Origin of the sequence: Corynebacterium sp. DNF00584 (genome assembly GCF_001552965.1) — a bacterium.
Classification (GTDB): Bacteria; Actinomycetota; Actinomycetes; order Mycobacteriales; family Mycobacteriaceae; genus Corynebacterium; species Corynebacterium phoceense.
In genome coordinates, this window is record NZ_KQ959739.1 from 21,648 (window position 1) to 42,044 (window position 20,397).

Genomic DNA, 20,397 nt, shown 5'->3' on the forward strand with positions numbered 1-20,397 from the left:
GTCACAAAATACTCCGGGCGCGCGGCCCCGCCTGGGCGCTGTGGCGCTCTGCGCCGCTTAAACTGGCGGGTATTGTCCGTCGTTCGCCGGTTCTAATGAGTAAGGGGCACCGTGAGCCATTCCCATCTTGACGCCATTGATGCGCAGCTGTGGCCAGGCGTGGCGGAGGTGCCCGTTCCTCGCTTTGGCGCGTGGCGTGCCCGGCGCGCGGAGGCTCAGTTTGCGCAGGCCTGCGACGCGGCGGGACTGGTACTAGAGGGCGCTGACGCTGACCTGCGGGTCGCGCATGACGCGCTCTTCGACCGCCTCGCGCACGGCGGCTGGGTAGGCTTCGCGGAGTCCTATCTCGCCGGAGAGTGGACGACGCCGGACTCCGCGCATCTCGTGCGTGTCCTCAAGCGCCTGCTCGGTGCTGGGTACGCACCCAAGACCCCCGCAGTGCCCGAATCGCCCGCGACGGGCGGGGAGCTGCCCACAGAGCTGGTAAAGCTCTACGCCGGGGATCGCGTGAGCCACCAGGGCGGAATTTTTTCCACGGGCGTGCCGACGACGGTTCGCGAGTCAGTGCCGGCCTATGAGCGCTCCGGCGCCAAGGAGCACTTCGTCGACGTCACCCATCTGTCGGAGCCCACCGCCGTCGACCGCGAGGATTTGCGCTCCGCCCAAGAGCGCGCCGCAGCCTGGCTTGCCGATGCCACCCGTGTCGGCGCCGGCTCCCACGTCCTGGTTTTCCCGGCGACGGGTCTCCAGGCCGCCGTTCAGGCGGCCGAGCGCCGCGCTGTCGTCGATATTCTTACGGCTGACCCCGAGCGTGCCGAGGCCGTCCGCGAGCATCTCGTGCTCGCTGGCGTCTCTGACAACGTGGCCTGCCAAGATATCGAGCACCTCGTGCCGAGCCCGCAGGAATGGCGCGGTCGGTATGACGCGATCATCTCCATCGAGGCCCTGGAATCCCTGGGCAGTCGGGAGCGTGGACGCTACGTGCAGGCCATCGACCGGCTTCTCGATGCCAGCGGCCGCGCCGTGATCCAAGCGACCGTCGCCACGGAGCAGATGACCGGCCCCGGTCGCGACGCGCTGCAGGCGCTCAAGGCCTACGTGTGGCCCGGTCTTGGCCTGCTCACCGTCCCCGAGATCAACAAGTTGGTCGAGCGTAGCACCGGCCTGCGCATTGTGGCCCAGACCCACACCGGACCGCACTACCGAGAGTCTCTCGAGCAGGAGCGCTCCTTCTTCGTGGGCCACCTCCGCGAGGCCGCCGCCGCCGGCTTCGACCCGGTCTACCGCCGCCTGTGGACCTATCAATTCGCGCTGCGCGAGGCGCTCTTCGCGCTCAGCATGGCGGACTCCGTCCAGTTCACGCTCGTCCACCGCAATCGCGGCGGCCGCCGTTAGGCCAGCCGAGCTCGCACACGAGAAATCCCCCGCGCTCCTGTTCGCGGGGGATTGGTCTGTGCGGAGTGTGGGGTTTAGACCTCGGTGAGGTCGACCTTGCTCATCTCGCGCATCGCGATGATAGCGACCAGGGAGAGGGCGGAGACGATGATGAGGTAGTAGCCGACGGCGGCGACACCCTGCGTCTTCACCAGCCAGGTGGCGATGAATGGCGCAACCGCAGCGCCCAGGATGGAGGAGACGTTGTACGCGATACCGGAGCCGGTGTAGCGGACGTTGGTCGGGAACAGCTCAGGCAGGACCGCAGACATCGGACCGAAGATGAGGCCCATGATGAACATGCCGAGCGTGAGGAAGGCCAGGACGGAACCGGTGGTCGCCGTTTCGATGTCTAGGAAGAACGGGAACGTGAAGCCGAAGGCTATCATGATGGCGGAGGTCACCGTGAGGACCGGCTTGCGGCCATACTTATCAGCCAGCAGCGAGGCGACAGGGATGCCGACTATGAAGGCGAAGATGGAGATCAGCTGGATTTCCAGGAACTGGATGTACGGGATGTTCAGGCCCAGGCCTTTGGAGCTATCGCCGATGCCGTAGGACAGGATCCAGGTGGTGACCAGGTAGAACAGCGTGTAGCAGGACACCATGACGAAGGTGCCGATGAGGGTGGGGAGCCATGCAGTCTTGAAAACCTCGAGGATGGGGGACTTGGCCTTCTTGCCGGAGTCCACAGCCTGCTGGAAGACCGGAGTTTCTTCCAGCTTCAGGCGGACGTAGAGGCCGATGAGGACCATCACCGCAGAGCTCAGGAACGGCAGGCGCCAGCCCCACTCCATGAACGTGCCCGTCGTGTCGCCACGGTGGTAGTCCATGGTGGCGACCAAGGTGAGGAAGAAGCCATTAGCGAGAAAGAAGCCGAACGGGGCGCCGAACTGCGGCCACATGGCGGCCTTCGCACGCTTGCCGTCTTCGGCGGTCTCGGAGGCCAGCAGGGCCGCTCCGGACCACTCGCCGCCCAGGCCCAGGCCCTGGCAGAAGCGCATGAGCGCCAGCAGCGCTGGTGCAAGGATGCCCGCGGTGGCGTAGGTGGGAAGGATGCCGATGATGAAGGTGGCGATACCCATGGTGAGCAGCGCGCCCACCAGGGTGGCCTTGCGGCCGATGCGGTCACCGAAGTGGCCGAAGACGACCGAGCCCAGCGGGCGGGCAACGAACGCGAGGCCAAAGGTGGCGAAGGACTGGAGCAGTGCAATCGTGGGGTCTTCCGTCTTCGGGAAGAAGAGGTAGGGGAACACGGCGACGGCAGCCGTGGCATAAATATAGAAATCGTAGAACTCGATGGTGGTGCCGATGGTCGACGCGAAAGCGATGCGTCGACGATCGCGCTTAGTCAATTGTGCCGTCGTGGTAGTGGCGGCGGGTGCTGTGGCAGGTGCGGTCGTCGTCACGGCAAAACCCTCCTTGTGCATTAAGAGAAATGAAGTTTCTATCACCCAATTGGTGAATGTGCCCAAGCATAATATCTCATGTCATGAAATTGCAAGACCATTCTACGGAATTCTTTGAACTAGTCCATCGATTTCTCACGCGCGTTTCGTTGGCACTCCAAGACTCCGAGGTCAACCCGAAAAACGGCAACTGCCCGCCCTCGTCACAACGAAGGCGGGCAGCGGTTCCACGGCGTGTCGCATCGTTCCACGGAATGAAACGCGCGCGTTTAGGCGCGGTGGGCAATGTGGCACAGGCTAGGGTGTGACCACTGGGCGAGACGCGCGCTCGAGCAGCACAGCAATGGAGTCGTACGTGCGGCCGGTCATCATCTCCAAGCCCATCTCGCACGTGCGGTTGTCCGAGACAAACGCGTCGAAGTGCTCTGCGTTGAGGGAGGCGCGCTCCTCGCGGGTCGCGGATTCGACGAGCTCCGGGTGGAACAGCCCGCGGTCGTCGGCGGTGCCACAGCACGTCGCACCCTCTGGCACCTTGGCCTCGCCGCTCGCGTTGGCCAGGGCTAGCAGCGAGTCACTGATACCCATGTGGTGCATCGAGCATGTCGGGTGGACGCCCATATCACCGGCGCGGTCGTCGCGGCACTCATCCATCGCCGCGCGCTTAACTAACGCTAAAAGCGCGGGACCGTCCTGGCACCGCGCTTTACTATTTAATACAGCAGGCTAGGGAAGTGGCAGCTCACTGAACTCGCCCATGAGGGTGAGGCTCGGCACGAAAAAGTTCGTGCCCGTCACGGCCGTGGAAAAGTCCAGGATACGGTCGTAATTGCCCACCGGATCGCCGATGAACATATTGCGCAGGCGCTCGTTGACGAACTCCGGGTCGCGCGCGTAGCCGATGAAGTACGTGCCCATTTCGCCCGAGGCGAAAGAACCAAACGCCATGTTCTCGCGGTAGATATCCTCGTCCAGGTCGTTGAGTGCTACGTGGGAGTTAGACGGCTTGACGTCGTCGTCCATCTCGATGTCGTCGACCTTGGATCGGCCAATGACGTCTTCTTGTTCCTCGACGGTGAGCTGCGCCCACGCCTTGAGGTCATGCGTGTATTTCTGCACGGTGACATAGGAACCGCGCGGGTAATCCGCGTCCTCGGGCAGGAGGACAGTCTCGAGCGCCTCGTTATCCGTCGGGTTAGCCGAGCCATCCACGAAGCCCAACAGGTCGCGGCCGTCCAGGTACTTGAAACCCTGCGTCTCATCGAGCACGCGCACCGCGTCACCGAGTTTCGTGAGAATCTGCGACGCCAGCTCGTGACATACGTCATAGGACTCCGCGCGGAAATGGAAGAGGAGATCACCCGGCGTCGACGGGGCTGTGTACTTGCCTTGGGAGATTTCCTCAAACTCCTTAAGCCCCGCCGGCACGGGTGCGGACGTGAGCCGCGGCCAGAGCTTCGCGCCAATGCCGATGACCGCGAAAAGATCCTCGGCGCTATAACGGAAATTCAGTGACTTGACCAGACCCTTGAATCCGCCGATGAAGTCGCGGACGGCAACTTCGCCGCCCGGAGTGACGTCGAGAACGAGGAACAGGGCGGCGCGCGACGGCTTGTCAACGATGTGCTGAATAGTCATGGACTCAATAGTAAGGCTTCGGCGTCTGTGCCACGGGGATTGCGCGCAGTAATCTGGCAGACAGGCCCAAACGTGGGGAAGTCTCCTCATCGCTGTTTTGACATAATGTGCATTATCGGACATCTATCACGATCTGCATGTTATCGTGCAGTGCTTGCCGATGCCCCCAATATCGCCCGCCGCATTCCCGTCCACCGTCCGCTGGCGCACCGTTGTGCTCGCCTAGGCTTCAGCGTCCTTCGCTGAGCCTGTCGCCAGAAATTCCTTCGGCACGTCCGGGCTCATCGTGACTTCGAAACCGCCGCAGAACTATTCAGTCCCTTATGTCTGGCGCGTGTATAGAACGAGTCTTTCGGCACTGTTGTGTCGCTGTGTTCCGATTGCGCTGCTGGGGCGAAATTCCCCTTCTCCCCGTGTCCTCGATGCAACCCCATTAACGTAACAGTTACGAAACTAGCGCTATAGCGCCGGACGTTGGTTCGGTGGTCTGCGTGCCGCGATCGTGGGTTTAGTCGCGGTTTCGATACGCGGCGACGAGCTGCCAGACGCTGAGCAACGCCAACAGCGCCGCGATGCCCGCGACGATCCACATCTTTTGCGTGGCGACGAAAATCGTAAACGCGATGACAATGATGAGCCGGAACCAGATAACCGGAATCATGACGCGAGAGTTCATACGAGTGTTTCCCTTGGACGCTGCGTGCGTGGCGCGTGCTTAGTTGGCGTGCTTGAACGAGATACGGATGTTGATGAAGCCGTCCTCGTCGATCTTAGCGGCGATGAGTTCCGGCGTATTGACGTCGTAGTCCGTGCGGTTGATGGGAATATCGCCGCCGACGACGAGCTCCTTGCCATCGCGCAGGACGTCGAAGTCCTCGGTGACCTCGTGCGTCTGGTCCTTGATGGTGAGGTCGCCGGTGAGGCTGACCTTGCCAATGGTGCCATCGTCCGGGACGGCGGAGAGATCGACCGGCTTGGTGACCATGAAGGTGGCCTCCGGGTACGTTGTGGTCTCAAAGAGCTTGGACTTCATGTTCTGATCGCGGACCTTCTTGTCCGTGGTCAGCTCGTTCATGTCCACCGTGATGGTGCCCTGCTCAAGGACATTATTTTCAATTGTGGCGTCGCCGCTCACGGCCGTGGTCGAACCGGACGTATCTTTCTTCTCGGCAGGCAGCACCTCGTGGAAGGTAAAGCCCACGGACGTGTGGTTGTCCGGCTTGCCCTTCGTGACCGTCCAGTCGCCATCGAGCTCGACTTCAGCGGCCTTCGCGTGGCTCGCGTTGACTCCCTCGGTCTGGACGCCGCGGCCGGACACGAGAGAGATAACCAGCGGCACGAACGCAACGAGCGTGAGCAGCACGATGATCACGATGAAAAAGGTGATAACGAGCTTGCGGTTCGCCAAAAGATTCTTCATTGCTATTTCAATTCCTCCAAACGGCGAGCGAGTTCTACCAGCTCGTCGCACAGTTGTTTAACCTCGTGAGCGTCGGCGCCCTCGCTCGTTGCCGTGGCGATGTCCTCGGCCGAACACCGCAGTTCAAAAAGCCCATCGCGCAGGCTGTCTGCCCGGGCTCGCGTCATGATGACTGCGTCTGAAGGAATGGTGGTTCCGGAGACGTTATGACGCTGCTCGTAGGCGCGTTGCTTGCATGCGGGACTGCAGAACTTGCGGGGCCGTCCGCGACCAGTTGAGTGCAGTTCGCGACCGCACCATTGGCACGTTGCGGGGCGCTGTCGCTGGCCAAAAGTTTGAGTCACTTAGGCGATCTTAGCCCACTTTGCGTGCTTTGGGAACAAACGCACCCGGTGGTCCGTTATACTTATATACCTTGTGTGGACGGTCTCGCTCTCCCCTGTTTCGCCCCTGCGGCGCGGCAGAGCCGAACGAGTGCGTTCACGGCCGGACTAGAAGCAGAAAAAGGATGATGAGGCAATGGCAGATCGCGTACTGCGCGGCAGCCGTATGGGCGCCGTAAGCTATGAAACCGACCGCGACCACGATCTCGCGCCGCGTCAGATGGTGAAGTACCGCACCGAAGATGGCGACGTATTCGAGGTTCCCTTCGCGGACGAGGCCGAAATCCCCGAGGAATGGCTGTGCAAGAACGGCAAGTGGGGCACCCTCGTCGAGGGCGAGGGCGTCGAGTCCAAGCCGGCCAAGCCGCCGCGCACCCACTGGGACATGCTGCTCGAGCGTCGTTCCATCGACGAGCTTGAGGAGCTGCTGCAGCAGCGCATCGAGAACCTGCGCAGTCGCCGCCGCACTGCCGCTCGCTTGCTCAAGGAGCAGGAAGAGGCGCAGTCCAAGTAAGTCCCCCGCGAGACTTCCCCGAAGCACCCCGTCCCAGCACGCTGCTGGTGGCGGGGTGCTTCCGTGTTGTGCCGGTGCGCCCGTCCGCCGCCGAAAACACCGCAAGCCCCAACCCGAAGGTTGGGGCTCGCGGCGTCTCTATCTCTCGCAAGCGGTCCCTCTCGGCGGTGTCTTACGCCGCCGCCCCGGAACCAGGGGCTCTCAACTCTCTCAAGGTATGCGCTCTCTCAAACGCATGAATTCATTATGGGGCACGGAGCTGCTTGGACGCTTCCGCGCAACTTCGCGTCGGCTGGCAATTCCTGACAGTTTCCTGCTGGATACTCCCCCTACGCTGCACTCGACTCCGGGCTAGCTCCCCGCGTCGTCTTTGATGGACAGCGCCGGCCACTGCAGCGCGAGCTCGCCCAGGTAGATGGCCAGCGCAGGCCCCACCGCGACGACGAAGAAGAGCCAGCCGCCCCACGCGCTCGGCACGAAGAAAGGAAAGCCGAGGAGCAGCGCCCACGGCACCAGCGCGAGAAGCGTGCGCGGAAGGAAGCGCACGGCGGACGTTGCGGCGGCAGCGAGACGGTGGGCGAAGGGGGCATCGGCAAGCTGGGGGTCCAGATGGAAGAACCAGACGGTAATGCCGGCGAGTACGATGAGGCCTGAGAGTAGGCCCGCGCGGAGAACGAGGCCCGCGGTGCCGAGCTCAGCGCGGGCGATGATGGCGAACTCATAGGCGGCCAATGCACCTACGGCGAGGACGATGAGCCACCATGCCGAATTGATGCCTGGGCGCACGAGCAAGCGGCGCAGGAATGTCCGGCCGCGGCTGGTGCCTTCCTCGCGGACCATGTCCCCGATGACGTCGTGCGCGGTGCGCAGGCTCATGCCCGCCGTGAAGATGGGGAAGCTGGAGACCACGAGCAACACGTTGACGATGACCAAATCAGCGAAGAGGGAGAGCACCTCGTAGAACTTGGATTCGGGTCCCAGGAATCTATTCATAAGCCTCTACCCTATTCGATGGACATGGAAACGCCCCGCACAGGCCGTGCGGGGCGGAGTGCGTGGCGTTTAACCCTTGACGGCGCCGGCGGCGACACCCTCGATGATGTGCTTCTGCGTCACGAAGTAGAAAATGACGATGGGGATGATGGCGAGCACGAGCATGGCCATCATGGCGCCCATGTCGCGGTTACCGTTGGAGCCGACGAAGGATTGGACGACGACCGGGATGGTCTTGTACCGGGTGGAAAGGCCGATGACGAGGTACGGCAGAAGGTAGTCGTTCCAGACCCACATGGCGTTGAGGATGGCCACCGTGACGGCGGTGGGCTTGAGCATGGGCAGGACTACCTTGAAGTAGTTCTGGATGGGGCCGCAGCCGTCGATCATGGCGGCTTCCTCGATCTCCACCGGGATGGATTTGACGAAGCCAGCGAACATAAACACCGACAGGCCCGAGCCGAAGCCCAAGTAAAGTACGACGATGCCCAGCGGGTTGTTGAGGTGGAGCATATCTGCGATCTTCACCGTGGGGAACATGACCATCTGGAACGGAATAATCATGGACACGACGAAGAGGTAGTACAGAAGGTTCGTCCACCACGTCTTCACGCGGGTGATGTAGTACGCGGTCATCGCGGAGAAGAACACGATGACGGCGACGGACAGGATGGTGATGACAAACGACCACAGGGTGGCTTCGAGGAAGCCCTGCTTCATCAGGCCTACTGCGAAGTTCTCAAACCCGACGAAGGTCTCTCCTACCGGAATGGAAAACGGGTCCGAGGAAATGGCGAACTTCGACTTAAACGAGTTGATGATGATGAACAGGATGGGGCCGAGGAAGACGACGGTGAAGAACGCGAGGACAAAGTAGATGATGGTCTTCGCGCCGCCGGACATCTTGGTTGCGTTGTCCGTGGGCAGCTTGTGGACCTTGGCCGCGGGCTTCTTGGCCTCGTGCGGGTTGTTGGTGACGGGGGCAGTCATGGTTTAGGCCTCGACTTCCTTGCTTCGGGTCGCGCGTAGCTGGAAGTACGCGATGACGACCACGACGACGACGAAGATGACGGCCTTGGCCTGGCCCACTCCTTCGACGTTCATGCGGTTAAAGAGGGTATTGACGATATTGAGGGCGACCATCTCGGTCTGCCCGCCCGGCGCGCCGTTGGTGAGCGCCAGGTTCTGGTCGAAGAGTTTGAAGGAGTTCGCCAGGGTAAGGAAGAGGCAGATGGTAATCGAGGGCATGACCATGGGGATGGTGACGTGGCGCAGCATCTCCCATTTGCTCACGCCGTCGAGCTCGGCGGCCTCGATGAGCTCTGGCGGAACGTTCTGCAAGCCCGCGATGTAGATGATCATCATGTAGCCCACGAGCTGCCAGTTGAGAAGCATGATAAGGCCGGCGTAGCCGAACTTCCAGTCCGCGCTGATCGTCGTGGCGTAATGCGAGAGCACCGCGTTAATCATGGTCTGCCAGGTGTAGCCCAGCACGATGCCGCCGATGAGGTTCGGCATGAAGAAGACCGTGCGGAAGAAGTTGGTGCCCTTGAGCTTGCGTGTGAGCATCCACGCGAGCATGAAGGAGAAGAAGTTGACCGTGATGACGGAGACGATGACGACGAGGACCGTGAAGAGGAACGCGTCGATGAAGCCCTCGCGTTCAGAGAAGGCCTTGGTGTAATTGCTCAGGCCGACCCACTTGGCGTTGGTGATGGTGGTGAACTTCGTGAACGACAGGAAGAAGCCGATGACGAAGGGCACGAGGAATGCGATGAGGAACGCGAGGAGGGTGGGCAAGACGAAGACTGGAAAGTACTTCTTCAGTGTTGCTTGCATGAATATCTCACCTAATTTGGTTGGTATGTGAGGGGCTCTGCGGCGAGCCTGGAGTCATTCGCAGGAGAATGTGCTGGTGCTTTCCTGCCGTAGGTGGCGGGAAGGAACCAGCACACGCCCCTGCGCCGCGCCACCAGCCGGCAATGGGGGTCAGCGACGCGGGTAGGTTCCGAGGAGGCGGCCCGGTAGGGTTTTGGGCCGCGGCGTATTAGGTATGCGGGCGGGTGAGCCTGCTCGCCTACTCAGTCCAGTTGGCTTCCTTCTCGGCCTTCCAGTCATCCTTGAACTGGGTGACGACGTCCTCCCACTTCATGGTGCCGGAGGCGTACTGGCTCAGCGCCTGGCCGAAGTCGTCCTTGAACTGCTGGGACGGGAAGTACTGGAATGCCCACGGGATGGTCGTAATGTCCTTGTTGGAGATGGACTCCTGGATCTGCTTGGCCAGCGGGTCATTCGGGGTGTCGGTCTCGCTGTAGGAGTTGAACGGCGCGACGAAGCCCAGGTCGTTGATGACGTGCTGCTTGCCCTCATCAGAAGTAAACAGCCAATCGACGAAATCCTTGGTGGCCTGCTGGTCGGCATCGGAAGCATTGGCGTTTACGCCGAGGTAGTTCTCCGTGCCCACGTTGAGTCCGAAGTCCTGCTCATTCGGCAGGCCCATGTACATGGGCAGGAACTTGATCTTGTCTTCCTTGACCACGTTGCCCTTGGTCTCGGAAATCTGGGACCATGCCCAGTTACCGTTCTGGACCATCGCGGCCTTACCCTGTGCGAACTCGGCCATGGAGTCGGAGACGGTCTTCGCCGGGGCCAGGGTCTTCTCCACGGTGGAGTCGGTGAGGTACAGGTCGAAGAGGTTCTTGTACTCGTTGGAGTACTTGAACTCGACCTCCGTCTTATCCTCGACGCCGTCGTCCTGGAACTCCTGCCAGATCGGTGCGTTGGCCAGGTGGGTCTGCCAGCGCCAGTCCTCGCCCGGGGTAAGCGAGGTGGAAGCGAAGGCGCCCTCGATGCCGAGCTCGCCCTTCTTGGCCTGCATGTCGTCCGCGACTTCCTTGAGCTTGTCGAAGCTCGTGATTTCGTCCGTGGACTTGATCTTCGCGCCGGGCAGCGCGATGTACTTGTCGAAGATCTCCTGGTTGATGATGATGCCGAAGCCCTCGACGGCGAACGGCACGCCCTTCGTGGTGCCCTCGTCATCCTGAAGCGCCGGGACGTCCTCGGTGAGCTCCTGGGCAATCTTGGTGTCAGACATGTCAGCCATGTAGTCCTGCCACGTGATGAAGCCGGCGGGGCCGTTGACCTGGAAGAGAGTCGGGGCTTCATCCTTGCCGATTTCTGCCTTGAGCGTTTGCTCGTAGCTTCCCGATGCCGCCGTGACGACCTTGACGGGCACTCCGGTGCTCTCGGTGTACTCCTTGGCGATCTCCTGGTAGGCGGCGTCCTGCTCCGGCTTGAAGTTCAGGAAGTAGACGGAGCCGGAGTCATCCCCCGAATCGCCCGACGAGCAGGCAACGAGGGTGGTGGTGGCGAGCAGAGCGCTCAGGGAGATAGATGCGATGCGAGTAAGACGCTTCATCGGGTCCTCTTTCTAGGTGTGAAGCCCTACCCTGATGGTGCCGATGTTCGGCGGGCAAGGCTACGGAATGCCTGTGGAGTTATCCCCTGGTGGTCGCGCGGGAGCCTGAGTCAAGCTCGTCACTGGTCCTAACCACCGGGGTGGCGTCGTAGTACCTTGCCGCGGTGTGGACATGTCCAATGGTGACGATGCCCAGCCTTGTGTCCGTGAGTGTGGACTTTTCTGGTGTCCAAGGTGCTACTGACCTCAACAATCAGCTTAGTGATTCTATTGAGCTGGGCCAAACATGAATGTAACATGCGCGGTATTTTGTGACATGTTGCATAGGTTAACACAGTTAACTGCCCCTCATATAGGGGGGTGAACGGGCATAAACGGTCAATGCTCGGTGTAAATTCGCGTCTGAAATCTTTTATACGGAGCGGAACGGTCCCATCCGGAACAAATCCCACCGTCCTGCGGTAGTGTCCACTTTCCTGCAGGCTATATCCTAAGGCGGCGTCGTCACTCCGGGTCACTCCGAGAGGGGTGGCTGGAGAAGCCGCGCCTCATCACGGCGGCTGGGTAGGACCGTCATGAGATAGGACTGCGTGGCCTCGGCCAAGGGCACGGCGGCGCCGCGATGCTCGGCCATGAACCACCTGTGGTCCGAAATTTCGTGGAAGAGCTGCGCAGGCTCGAGCTTGAAGCGTGCGTCTTCCGGCACGGCGGCGATGGTCGGCTCGTATTCCTCCGTGAGCCAACGGTGCGCCGCCTGCTCGAGGCTCGCCGTTTCGGCGCATTCCAAGGCGCGGAAGGTGCGGATGGCCCCCAGCAGGCGCTGTGCCTGGTGTTCCTCCGCCGACAGGCCGGTGAGCTCGAGGAGCAGGCGATGGTGGTGCCCAGGCGATACGACAACGGGCCGGAGTGTGACGTTCGCGCGGTCGGCCTCGGTCTCGACGCGCAACTCCCCCACGTCGAAGCCGAGGCTCGCCAGCCTTTCGACACGTTCGGTAATCCGCCACGGTTCGCCCGCGTCAATGGCTTCTTCCGCCGTGAGCTCACGCCACAAGTCCTCGTAGGACGACTCCACAAGCGTGCCCAACGCGATGACGTCGATGTCCTCGGCGAGGTACCCGCCTGCCTGGAGGTCCATCATTTCGCCGATGATGTTGACGCGCGCGATGTCGAGGTCGTAGGCACGGCGGGCATCAGAAAGCTGGGCCTGGAACTCCCCGGTCTCGGCGTCGACGAGGTAGGCCGAGTAGGTGTCTGCGTCGCGCCGGAAAAGCGTGTTGGACAGGGAGACGTCGCCCCAGTAGAACCCCAGGAGGTGCAGGCGCACGAGCAGGACGGCGAGCGCCTGAATGAGTTTCTCCGGCTGGCCCGGCACCATGTCCTGCGAGAAGAGCTCGCGGTAGGGCAACGAGAATTCAAGGTGTTCCGTAATGAGCGCCGCCGTGAGCTCGCCATCGCGCGGGTTAACGGGCTGGCGGCCGGTGATGACGGCGACCGGTGCCACTGCCGGGGCGCCCACGCGCTGGAGTTCGCGCAGCATCTTGTACTCGTGGTGAGCCGTGCGCACGCCAATCTCCTTAACAGCCACGACGCCGGTGCGCGCGTCGACCCCCTGCGTCGGCGCGGCGCCGAGCTCGATAAACCGCACCACGTGGCGCGAAATGCCGCGTGGCAGGGCCGTGATGAGCTCGGCTGGCCACTGCTCCAGCGGCACGCCCCAGGGCAGGGTAAGTAGCGCCGCCGCATAGGTCGACGACGTAATATTCATGGATTCGCGCACGGCGCCCTCCTTTGCGCTTCAGGGCAGGGGTTGCTTACGGTAGGCGGCGACCCGTCGAGGCGGAGAAGTTGTGCTGGCCGCCCTCGACGATGCGCGCATGGAAGACGCTGCCCGGCGCCGGCGCGGTGTTCGGTGCCGAGCGCACGACGATCTGGCCGGACTCGGCGACGTCTTCGGCGCTGGAGCCTAGGTCGCCATCGCCCACGAGCTTGCCGTAGAGGTACGAGTCCGAGCCGAGCTCCTCGACGAAGTCGAGCTGGATCGGAATAGAGTGCTCGGTGGACTCGCCCCCGCCGATAATCTGGAGAGCCTCCGGACGGAAGCCGATGGTGATCTTGTTGTTGTCCTCCGGCACCATGGCATCGAGCGTCTCGCGCGAGAGCTTAATGTGCGCCTCGCCCGAGGTTGCCACGCCGTCGGCGCCCACGGTGAAGGTGCCCAGGTTCATAGCCGGCGAACCGATGAAGCCGGCGACGAAGACGTTGTCCGGGCGGTCGTAGAGTTCCCGCGGGCTGCCCACCTGCTGGAGGTAGCCGTCCTTGAGCACCGCGATACGGTCGCCCATGGTGAGGGCCTCGGTCTGGTCGTGGGTGACGTAGACCGTCGTCACGCCCAGCTTGTGTTGGAGGGCTGCAATCTGAGTACGGGTCTGGACACGCAGCTTCGCGTCCAGGTTGGACAGCGGTTCATCCATGAGGAAGACTTGCGGGTTACGCACGATGGCACGGCCCATGGCCACACGCTGGCGCTGACCACCGGACAGGGCCTTGGGCTTGCGCTCGAGGAACTCCGTAAGGCCCAGGGTCTTCGCGGCCTCGTCGACGCGGGCGTTGATTTCCTCCTTGGACTTTCCTGCGATCTTCAGGGCGAAGCCCATGTTGTCGCGGACCGTCATGTGCGGGTAGAGCGCGTAGTTCTGGAAGACCATGGCGATGTCGCGGTCGCGGGGCGCGACGTTCGTGACGTCCTTGTCGCCGATGTAGATATTGCCGCTGGTGACCTGCTCCAAGCCGGCGAGCATGCGCAGCGTGGTCGACTTACCGCAGCCGGACGGGCCGACGAGGACGAGGAACTCCCCGTCTGCGATTTCCAGGTCAAATTCCTTGACCGTGGGCTCCGCGGCCCCCGGGTAGGTGAGCGAGGCCTTCTTGAATGAAACGGTTGCCATGAGTTTTCTGTCCCTCCATCGGCAGGTACGTGCCGAACGATCCGTAGTGTGGGTGGCGTCGCACTCCGATTGATGTACGACCTATCCTCGAGCCTAGCACTGTGACTCGCTCAACCTGAATATCGCGCGGTGTCACATATCTCACCGTCCTGGCGGTATAAAAAATCCCCGAACGAGTGCCCGGGGAATTCTGCGCAGTGCGCTGTTACTTCTTGTTGAGTTCGTGCTCGACGAGCTTGCGCATCTCGCCAAAGAAGCCGACGAGGTAGTCCTTCTTCTTGCCCACCTTGGTACCCAGATCCAGGTCCTGGATCATGCGCTTGCCCACGGCGCCGAAATCGTTGACGTAGCCCTCGACCTGGTCGCGGCGGTGCGCGACTCCCCACTTGGTGACCTCGGCGAGGGAATCCTTGACAAAAGAGCCGTCGAGCTTGGACTCGCCCAGCTCGCGCTCGGTGAAGGTAATCGGCACCTCGCGCACGTCGTAGCCAGCGCGGATGGCGCGGTTGGCGACGTCGACCTGGAAGATGTAGCCCTTGCGGGACAGATCATCGAAGTCGAGGAACTCAAGCAGCTCACGGCGGAAGGCGCGGTAGCCTGCCGTCATATCGGACAGGCCAGCGCCGAGCGCCATCGAGATGTAGACGTTGCCCAGGCGCGAGAGTAGCTGGCGGTTGACCGGCCAGTTGACGGTCTTGCCGCCCGGCACGTAGCGCGAGCCAATGACGAGGTCGGCGCCCTTCTCGATCTCCTCGAGGAGCAGGTGGAGTTCCTCCGGCGCGTGGGAGCCATCGGCATCCATCTCGCACAGCACCTGGTAGTCGCGCTCGAGACCCCACTCGAAACCGGCGAGGTAGGCACCCAGCAGGCCGCCCTTTCCCTCACGGTGGAGGACGTGCAGGCGCGCGTCCTCGGCGGCGAGCTGGTCTGCGGCCTTGCCCGTGCCGTCCGGTGAGTTGTCATCGACAATGAGGATGTGGACCTGCTGCAGGGCCTTACGGACACGGCCCGTAATGAGCGGCAGGTTCTCGAGCTCGTTGTACGTCGGGATGATGACGAGCGTCTTCTCCAGGCGCTCCGGTGCAATGGTGGTCATGAATTCTCCTCGTTAGTTTTCTGCGTGCGCGGGAGGCGGTTGGACCGCCACGCGGCGGCGACCGCGGCGAGGCCGATGAGAACGGCCACGGCTTGCAGTAACGCGCCATATTTTACCGCAGGCGTGATTCCTTCTCGCAGTGGGAGTTCCTCAATGAGATATTGTTGCTCGAAAATACCGGACTCCTGCGAGACCCGACCGTCTGGATGGACGATGGCGGATACGCCCGAGGTTGCCGCAACGACCACCGCGCGGTCCGTCTCGATGGCGCGCAGGCGGCTCATGGCGAGCTGCTGGAACGTCATATCCGAGAACCCGAACGTCGCGTTATTGGTCGGCGTGGCGAGAATCTGCGCACCGTTACGCACCGACGTGCGGTACGCCGCGTCGAACGCCACCTCGTAGCACGTGGCCAGTCCCACGGCGATGCCGCCCATGTGCACGACACCCGGCCCGTTGCCCGGCTTGAAATCTCCCGCCAGGTCCACCAGGTCCGTGATTGTGCGGAAGAAGCTGCGCCACGGCATGGTCTCGCCGAAGGGCTGGAGGTACTTCTTATAGTGGTGCTCGCCCACGGAGCCGTCTGCGTTGAAGACCTGCATGGTGTTGCGCTCGCCTACCTCGTCCACGGTGAGCGTGCCCACCACAATCGGTGCCCCCGCGGCCTGCACCGCGGATTGGATGAGCGCCATGGCCTCGGCGTCGCGGAAAGGATTGACGTCCGAGGAATTCTCGGGCCAAATATACAGGTCCACGTCAGGGTCAGCCTTCGCCGCCTTCGCCGTGGCCTGAACATGGTTCGCGAGCACCGCGCGGCGCTGCGCGTTGAAGTCGAGCCCCAGCCGCGGCACATTGCCTTGGATGGCCGCGACCTTCGTCGTCCCCACTGTGCGTCCTGGGTCGTTGACACCCAGCCCCGCCACGAGCCCCAGCACCACCGGCAGGACGACGGCCGCCGCAGCCCACGACTCGCGCCAGGCGTGCCGTAGCACTGCCAGGTAGAGCGCCGCTACGCCCGTACCCACGAGTGCCGCCGCGAGCGAGACGAGCGCTGTGCCGCCCCATGCCGCGAGGTTCGCCAGCGGGCCATTCATCTGGCCCCAGGCCAGCCGCACCCACGCAAAACCGCCGAAAGGCACCGAGGAACGCAGCAGCTCAATCGCCAGATAGAAGAACGGGAAGCCGAGCCAGCCCCAGCGCCAGCGCGCGAGCAGTACGGCGCCGGGCGTGAGCAGCAGCGCGTAGACGGACAGCCACAGCGCGAGCGCGACGTACGGCATTGTGCCCACCAGCTCGCCAATCCAGGGCAGCATGAGCAGGTATTGCGTGAGCGCATGGACAAAGCCGATGAGGGCGGCTCGGCCGGCGCGCACAGGCACGCCGCGCCAAGGCACGCACGAGAGCCAGAGCATGCCGATGCCCCCTAGCCCCGCCCACCATAATCCGTGCGGTTCGTAGGAAAAATAGACGGCGACGCCGGCCAACGCCGCAAGCAGCAGGCGCGGGAGCAGCGTCGCCGTGGCCGAGAGGGCCGCGCGGAGTCTCACTGGGCGGTGCCCTTGGAGTTGCCAGGATCCTGCGGACGTCCGAAGTCCTCGGGATTGACGGACTCGCTCCAGCGATGGATTTCTTCTTCGTCGATGACCTCGTAGCCGCCGGAGCCGAACGTTCCGTACGAGTTGTGCTGCGCGTCCGGAATGGGCGATGCCTCGTAGATACGCATGCCCATGCGCTCGACGCCGCGCATGAAAGAAAAGCCCATGAGCTTGCGCGTGAGTGCACGCGTCGGCGGCAGGAGCAGCAGGATGCCCACGATGGCCGTGAGGAAGCCAGGAATGGACAGGAGGATGCCTCCGGCGATGGTGAGGCCCACGTTGCCCGCGAGCTTACCCGCGCCTTCTTGCTTCATATACAGCGCGCCGGAGGCCTTGTCCTGGACGATTTGGCGCGCCATGAGGCGGCGCACCTCCCACATGGCCACGGCCATGCCGAAGAACATGGTGACGAACAATGCGATGAGCGCCCAGCCGACGCCGAGGAGCTTGGCCACGCCGTAGAAGGCGAGCGTCTCGAAGACGAAGTAGGCGAAGAAGAACAGTGCTGGCATAGTGCCCACCAGCCTAGCGTCTGGAGGCGAGAGAATTCGCATAGCAACCCGCGCGTTCGCTGTCAGCGTGCGGCCGAGCACCCGAGCCGATACCGTCCCCGCGCGGCTGCGCCTTAGACTGGGACGCTATGAGCACTTCTACCCCATCGACCGTCCGCCTCGTGCCCACCGGCGCTGCTCTCCACTCGCCGGAGTGGCTGGCCCTCGCCGAGCTCGCCCGCACGCATGGCGACGGCCAGGTTTATCTCGGCACGCGTGGCACCGTGGAACTGCGCGGCGTGCAGGAGCCCGATGCCGCCCGCGCCGCCGCCCCGCAGACCCTCCAGGCCCCAGTCCCCGTTCTCCTTGACTCGCTCGATCTCGCCGCCGTGGAGATGGCCGAGCACGTTGGCGCGGCGCTGGACGATCTCTTCGCCGGCCGCTACGCCATCGACTTCGAGCCGGACGGTGGTGCCTTTGGTTCCTCCCCGGGCTTTGTCCTCGATCCGAAGGTCCGCCCCGACCCCGACGATGAGGACGCCGCTGAGTACGCGGACCTCATCGCGCTCATCAGCCCGGCACGCCGCGCGCTGGCACGTCGCGATGCCGCGGACCCGTTCGTTGTAGGCGTCGGCTCCCCCACAGGTGATGTGCATCGTCACCGCCCGCACCTGCTCGTCGCACCGGCGAAGGACCAGACGGTCTATACCCCGCGCGGCGAGCACCGCACCCCGGTGGAGATGCAGGGCGCTACCGCGCGCATGCTCCTCGACAACCTCGTCGAGGAAGCCCTCGCGTTGCTCGCAGGCGACGCCGACGCGGGACAGGGGCCTGCCACCCCGCCGGTGCAGGAGGCGAAGAACCCGCCCATCGGCTGGTTCGAGGAGCATCTCCCCGACGGTCATGCGGCCCTCGGCGCCGCGCTTCCCGAGGGCTCGATGCCTGCCGAGTACGCCGAGATGATCGGCCGCATGGACGTCGACACGGTGCTCACGCCGTGGGGCGGCGTCGTCTTCCCTGACCTGCCCGTCGCTGACGCAGACGTCGTGGTCCGCTTCCTCGCCCCACGCGGCTTCGTCTTCGACATCAACTCGCCGCTGCTCTAGGTTCCTCGCCATCCCAGCGAACGAAACCCCACCCACACTCGCCGATCGTGTACAAATTTCGCGAGAGTCGGTGGGGTTTGGTCCGGCTAGCGGGGCATGTGCCGCCAGAGTGGGCGCGGAACGCAGCGCATGACCCAGGCCAGCAGCCGCAGCGCGCCCGGAATCCACAGCGTGCGGCTGCGCCCCGAATCCATCGCCCGCACGACCGCGCGTGCCACGACGTCCGGCGTGACCGAGAGCGGCGCCGGCTTCATGCCCGTGGTCATCGAGCCGATGACGAAGCCCGGACGCGCCGTGATGAGTGCCAGCGGCCCGCCATGCAGCCGGTCCGCGAGCCCCTGACAGAACGCGTCGAGGCCTGCCTTCGTCGAGCCGTAGACGTAATTCGCCCGTCGGGCGCGCCAGCCTGCAATCGACGAAAACGCCGCGATGTGGCCCGACTCCATGATGTCGGCGAGCACCGTGAGCATGGATACCTGCGCTGCGTAGTCGATGGTCGCTATCTCCGCCGCATGCGCCTCGTCGTGTTCCGCCCGCTCCTGGTCGCCCAGGATGCCGAACGCTACCACCGCAGTCGTCACGGGACCGGCGAGCTCGACGGCCTGCTCCACCACACGACGGTGCGCGGCAAGGTCCGCTGCATCGAAGTCGATAATGTACACGGCCGTGGCGCCGCGCGCCGTGAGTTCGCGCTGCAGCGCCTCGAGTCCATGCGAGCCGCGCGCAGCCAGCACCACCGGGCGCCCTAGTGCGAGCAGCCGGGCGATCTCCCCGCCAATGTCGCTGCGCCCGCCGAGGATCAGCACCGCTCCCATTAGCGCAGCTCCCGCGGGCAGGCGTTAAGCGACTCACAGCCGTCCGCCGTCGTCACCACGATGTCTTCCAGGCGCATGCCCCACGTACCCTCGAGGTAGATGCCTGGCTCGATGGAGAAGGTCATGCCCTCCTCAAGCACGAGCTCATTGCCCGCGAGAAGGAACGGCTCCTCGTGGACCGAGAGACCAATGCCGTGGCCCGTGCGGTGAAAGAAGGCGTCGCCGAAGCCCGCCTCGGCTATCACGGAGCGTGCGGCGGCATCGACGTCCTGGGCGCGCACGCCCGGCGCGGCAAGCGCCCGCGCCGCTGCTTGTGCCTCGGCGAGGATGGCGTAGGCGTCGCGGAAGGGGGCATCGGCAAGCTCGGGCCCACCCACGACGTAGGTGCGGGTGCAGTCCGAGTGGTAGCCCGCGCCGAACGTGCCTCCGATGTCGACGACGACCGGCTCGCCCTCGGCCAGCACGCGGTCCGAGAAGCTGTGGTGCGGATTCGCGCCGTTGGGCCCAGAGCCGACGATGATGAAGTCGACGGAGACGTGCTCAGCGAGGATGCGCTCCTCGATATCCGCGGCGACCTCGCGCTCCGTGCGGCCAGCGCGCAGCAACTCCGGAACGGCTTCATGGACGCGGTCGATGGCGGCCGCCGCCCCGCGCAGCTGCTTGAGCTCCGCGTCATCCTTGCGCATGAATAGTTCTGAAAGCGCCGTCGACGCCAGTGAGAGCTTCGCGTCCGGCGCGTGTTCCTGGAGCTTAAAGAGGTGGTCCGCGGTGAGCGACGCCGAGACCGCGAGCCGCGCGTAGCCGGCCTCGCCCAGCGCGAGCCCGTACGGGTCCTCGCCATCGGCCCACCCGGAAAGCTCCACGCCCATCTCAGGCACGGCCGTGGACTGCAGCTCGAGCACATCCGTCTGCGGCGCGACGAGACGCGGCGTCCCCTCGGCCGGGATGACCAGCGCGGTGAGGCGCTCATTGGAGGTCATCCACGAGCCAGTGAGGTACGCGAAATCCGGGCCCGTCGCAGCAAGTAGCGCGTCGAGCCCCTGCGCGCGCAGGACCTCCTGGGCACGTGCCACGCGCGCGGCGTAGACGGACGGGGCAAAAGGTTTAATCTCATGCGACATGCTGGTTAGTTTAATCGCGGTA

The 20,397-nt window shown here is 63.7% G+C and carries 20 protein-coding genes; 3 read left to right on the forward strand and 17 right to left on the reverse strand.

All coding sequences use genetic code 11. The features are described 5' to 3' along the window. Positions 1-111 precede the first annotated feature (111 nt). The gene (locus tag HMPREF0307_RS04430; protein ID WP_066488047.1) at positions 112-1,395 is read left to right on the forward strand and encodes an SAM-dependent methyltransferase; all 1,284 of its coding nucleotides are present in this window, start codon (positions 112-114) and stop codon (positions 1,393-1,395) included. Between the two features lie 74 nt (positions 1,396-1,469). Here HMPREF0307_RS04430 and HMPREF0307_RS04435 read toward each other — a convergent pair whose 3' ends face one another. From HMPREF0307_RS04435 to HMPREF0307_RS13275, 6 genes are all read right to left on the reverse strand, one after another. Beyond that, a complete protein-coding gene (locus HMPREF0307_RS04435) occupies positions 1,470-2,864 on the reverse strand; it encodes an MFS transporter (protein WP_066488050.1) in 1,395 nt (464 codons plus the stop codon). Between the two features lie 276 nt (positions 2,865-3,140). Next, positions 3,141-3,494 carry a heterodisulfide reductase-related iron-sulfur binding cluster gene (locus tag HMPREF0307_RS04440; protein WP_066488053.1) on the reverse strand — a complete coding sequence of 118 codons (354 nt, stop codon included), beginning with the start codon at positions 3,492-3,494 and terminating at the stop codon, positions 3,141-3,143. Positions 3,495-3,566: 72 nt separating this feature from the next. After that, a complete protein-coding gene (locus HMPREF0307_RS04445; protein ID WP_066488056.1) occupies positions 3,567-4,478 on the reverse strand; it encodes a Dyp-type peroxidase in 912 nt (303 codons plus the stop codon). Positions 4,479-4,986: 508 nt separating this feature from the next. Then, positions 4,987-5,154, reverse strand: coding sequence for a hypothetical protein (locus HMPREF0307_RS13140; protein ID WP_168162224.1), 168 nt, complete (start codon positions 5,152-5,154; stop codon positions 4,987-4,989). A 39-nt stretch (positions 5,155-5,193) separates the two neighbouring features. Further along, a complete protein-coding gene (locus tag HMPREF0307_RS04450) occupies positions 5,194-5,898 on the reverse strand; it encodes a YceI family protein (RefSeq protein ID WP_066488069.1) in 705 nt (234 codons plus the stop codon). A 2-nt stretch (positions 5,899-5,900) separates the two neighbouring features. Beyond that, positions 5,901-6,242, reverse strand: coding sequence for a hypothetical protein (locus HMPREF0307_RS13275; protein WP_077210065.1), 342 nt, complete (start codon positions 6,240-6,242; stop codon positions 5,901-5,903). Between the two features lie 175 nt (positions 6,243-6,417). On the opposite strand from HMPREF0307_RS13275, the gene HMPREF0307_RS04455 reads away from it, so the two are divergent. Continuing rightward, a complete protein-coding gene (locus tag HMPREF0307_RS04455) occupies positions 6,418-6,795 on the forward strand; it encodes an RNA polymerase-binding protein RbpA (protein ID WP_066488077.1) in 378 nt (125 codons plus the stop codon). 351 nt (positions 6,796-7,146) lie between these two features. Here the strand turns inward: HMPREF0307_RS04455 and HMPREF0307_RS04460 are convergent, their stop codons facing one another. The 9 genes from HMPREF0307_RS04460 to HMPREF0307_RS04500 all read right to left on the reverse strand — a co-directional run bounded on the left by HMPREF0307_RS04460 (position 7,147) and on the right by HMPREF0307_RS04500 (position 17,354). After that, complete coding sequence (locus tag HMPREF0307_RS04460) at positions 7,147-7,788, reverse strand: MusI family membrane protein (RefSeq protein WP_066488079.1); 642 nt, start codon at positions 7,786-7,788, stop codon at positions 7,147-7,149. A 69-nt stretch (positions 7,789-7,857) separates the two neighbouring features. After that, positions 7,858-8,778: a carbohydrate ABC transporter permease gene (locus tag HMPREF0307_RS04465; protein WP_066488082.1), complete on the reverse strand. Its 921-nt coding sequence runs from the start codon at positions 8,776-8,778 to the stop codon at positions 7,858-7,860. Between the two features lie 3 nt (positions 8,779-8,781). Continuing rightward, positions 8,782-9,627 (reverse strand): carbohydrate ABC transporter permease, encoded by an 846-nt coding sequence (locus HMPREF0307_RS04470; RefSeq protein ID WP_066488087.1) that lies wholly within the window; start codon positions 9,625-9,627, stop codon positions 8,782-8,784. Positions 9,628-9,865: 238 nt separating this feature from the next. After that, positions 9,866-11,206 carry an ABC transporter substrate-binding protein gene (locus HMPREF0307_RS04475; protein ID WP_066488091.1) on the reverse strand — a complete coding sequence of 447 codons (1,341 nt, stop codon included), beginning with the start codon at positions 11,204-11,206 and terminating at the stop codon, positions 9,866-9,868. A 514-nt stretch (positions 11,207-11,720) separates the two neighbouring features. After that, a complete protein-coding gene (locus tag HMPREF0307_RS04480; protein WP_066488093.1) occupies positions 11,721-12,983 on the reverse strand; it encodes a DUF4032 domain-containing protein in 1,263 nt (420 codons plus the stop codon). Positions 12,984-13,017: 34 nt separating this feature from the next. Beyond that, the gene (locus HMPREF0307_RS04485) at positions 13,018-14,151 is read right to left on the reverse strand and encodes an ABC transporter ATP-binding protein (RefSeq protein WP_066488109.1); all 1,134 of its coding nucleotides are present in this window, start codon (positions 14,149-14,151) and stop codon (positions 13,018-13,020) included. A gap of 205 nt (positions 14,152-14,356) precedes the next feature. Beyond that, positions 14,357-15,247, reverse strand: coding sequence for a polyprenol monophosphomannose synthase (locus HMPREF0307_RS04490; RefSeq protein WP_066488120.1), 891 nt, complete (start codon positions 15,245-15,247; stop codon positions 14,357-14,359). Beyond that, positions 15,244-16,794, reverse strand: coding sequence for an apolipoprotein N-acyltransferase (gene lnt / locus HMPREF0307_RS04495; RefSeq protein ID WP_231725049.1), 1,551 nt, complete (start codon positions 16,792-16,794; stop codon positions 15,244-15,246). The genes HMPREF0307_RS04490 and lnt overlap by 4 nt, the downstream gene beginning before the upstream one ends. Then, positions 16,791-17,354 carry an FxsA family protein gene (locus HMPREF0307_RS04500; RefSeq protein WP_066488127.1) on the reverse strand — a complete coding sequence of 188 codons (564 nt, stop codon included), beginning with the start codon at positions 17,352-17,354 and terminating at the stop codon, positions 16,791-16,793. The genes lnt and HMPREF0307_RS04500 overlap by 4 nt, the downstream gene beginning before the upstream one ends. Positions 17,355-17,482: 128 nt before the next feature. Between HMPREF0307_RS04500 and HMPREF0307_RS04505 the strand changes: the two genes are divergently transcribed. Next, the gene (locus HMPREF0307_RS04505) at positions 17,483-18,439 is read left to right on the forward strand and encodes a hypothetical protein (RefSeq protein ID WP_066488137.1); all 957 of its coding nucleotides are present in this window, start codon (positions 17,483-17,485) and stop codon (positions 18,437-18,439) included. 86 nt (positions 18,440-18,525) lie between these two features. On the opposite strand, the gene HMPREF0307_RS04510 is transcribed toward HMPREF0307_RS04505, so the two are convergent. Next, positions 18,526-19,254 carry an SDR family oxidoreductase gene (locus tag HMPREF0307_RS04510; RefSeq protein ID WP_066488143.1) on the reverse strand — a complete coding sequence of 243 codons (729 nt, stop codon included), beginning with the start codon at positions 19,252-19,254 and terminating at the stop codon, positions 18,526-18,528. Beyond that, positions 19,254-20,375, reverse strand: coding sequence for a M24 family metallopeptidase (locus HMPREF0307_RS04515; protein ID WP_066488146.1), 1,122 nt, complete (start codon positions 20,373-20,375; stop codon positions 19,254-19,256). The genes HMPREF0307_RS04510 and HMPREF0307_RS04515 overlap by 1 nt, the downstream gene beginning before the upstream one ends. Positions 20,376-20,397: the final 22 nt, after the last annotated feature.

What these genes read in the sequence shown, in the direction of transcription:
- HMPREF0307_RS04435 (WP_066488050.1), bottom strand. Translation starts at nt 2,864, where the DNA reads ATGCACAAGGAGGGTTTTGCCGTGACGACGACCGCACCTGCCACAGCA.
- HMPREF0307_RS04440 (WP_066488053.1), bottom strand. Translation starts at nt 3,494, where the DNA reads ATGGATGAGTGCCGCGACGACCGCGCCGGTGATATGGGCGTCCACCCG.
- HMPREF0307_RS04445 (WP_066488056.1), bottom strand. Translation starts at nt 4,478, where the DNA reads ATGACTATTCAGCACATCGTTGACAAGCCGTCGCGCGCCGCCCTGTTC.
- HMPREF0307_RS13140 (WP_168162224.1), bottom strand. Translation starts at nt 5,154, where the DNA reads ATGAACTCTCGCGTCATGATTCCGGTTATCTGGTTCCGGCTCATCATT.
- HMPREF0307_RS04450 (WP_066488069.1), bottom strand. Translation starts at nt 5,898, where the DNA reads ATGAAGAATCTTTTGGCGAACCGCAAGCTCGTTATCACCTTTTTCATC.
- HMPREF0307_RS04455 (WP_066488077.1), top strand. Translation starts at nt 6,418, where the DNA reads ATGGCAGATCGCGTACTGCGCGGCAGCCGTATGGGCGCCGTAAGCTAT.
- HMPREF0307_RS04460 (WP_066488079.1), bottom strand. Translation starts at nt 7,788, where the DNA reads ATGAATAGATTCCTGGGACCCGAATCCAAGTTCTACGAGGTGCTCTCC.
- HMPREF0307_RS04465 (WP_066488082.1), bottom strand. Translation starts at nt 8,778, where the DNA reads ATGACTGCCCCCGTCACCAACAACCCGCACGAGGCCAAGAAGCCCGCG.
- HMPREF0307_RS04470 (WP_066488087.1), bottom strand. Translation starts at nt 9,627, where the DNA reads ATGCAAGCAACACTGAAGAAGTACTTTCCAGTCTTCGTCTTGCCCACC.
- HMPREF0307_RS04475 (WP_066488091.1), bottom strand. Translation starts at nt 11,206, where the DNA reads ATGAAGCGTCTTACTCGCATCGCATCTATCTCCCTGAGCGCTCTGCTC.
- HMPREF0307_RS04485 (WP_066488109.1), bottom strand. Translation starts at nt 14,151, where the DNA reads ATGGCAACCGTTTCATTCAAGAAGGCCTCGCTCACCTACCCGGGGGCC.
- HMPREF0307_RS04490 (WP_066488120.1), bottom strand. Translation starts at nt 15,247, where the DNA reads ATGACCACCATTGCACCGGAGCGCCTGGAGAAGACGCTCGTCATCATC.
- HMPREF0307_RS04500 (WP_066488127.1), bottom strand. Translation starts at nt 17,354, where the DNA reads ATGCCAGCACTGTTCTTCTTCGCCTACTTCGTCTTCGAGACGCTCGCC.
- HMPREF0307_RS04505 (WP_066488137.1), top strand. Translation starts at nt 17,483, where the DNA reads ATGAGCACTTCTACCCCATCGACCGTCCGCCTCGTGCCCACCGGCGCT.
- HMPREF0307_RS04510 (WP_066488143.1), bottom strand. Translation starts at nt 19,254, where the DNA reads ATGGGAGCGGTGCTGATCCTCGGCGGGCGCAGCGACATTGGCGGGGAG.
- HMPREF0307_RS04515 (WP_066488146.1), bottom strand. Translation starts at nt 20,375, where the DNA reads ATGTCGCATGAGATTAAACCTTTTGCCCCGTCCGTCTACGCCGCGCGC.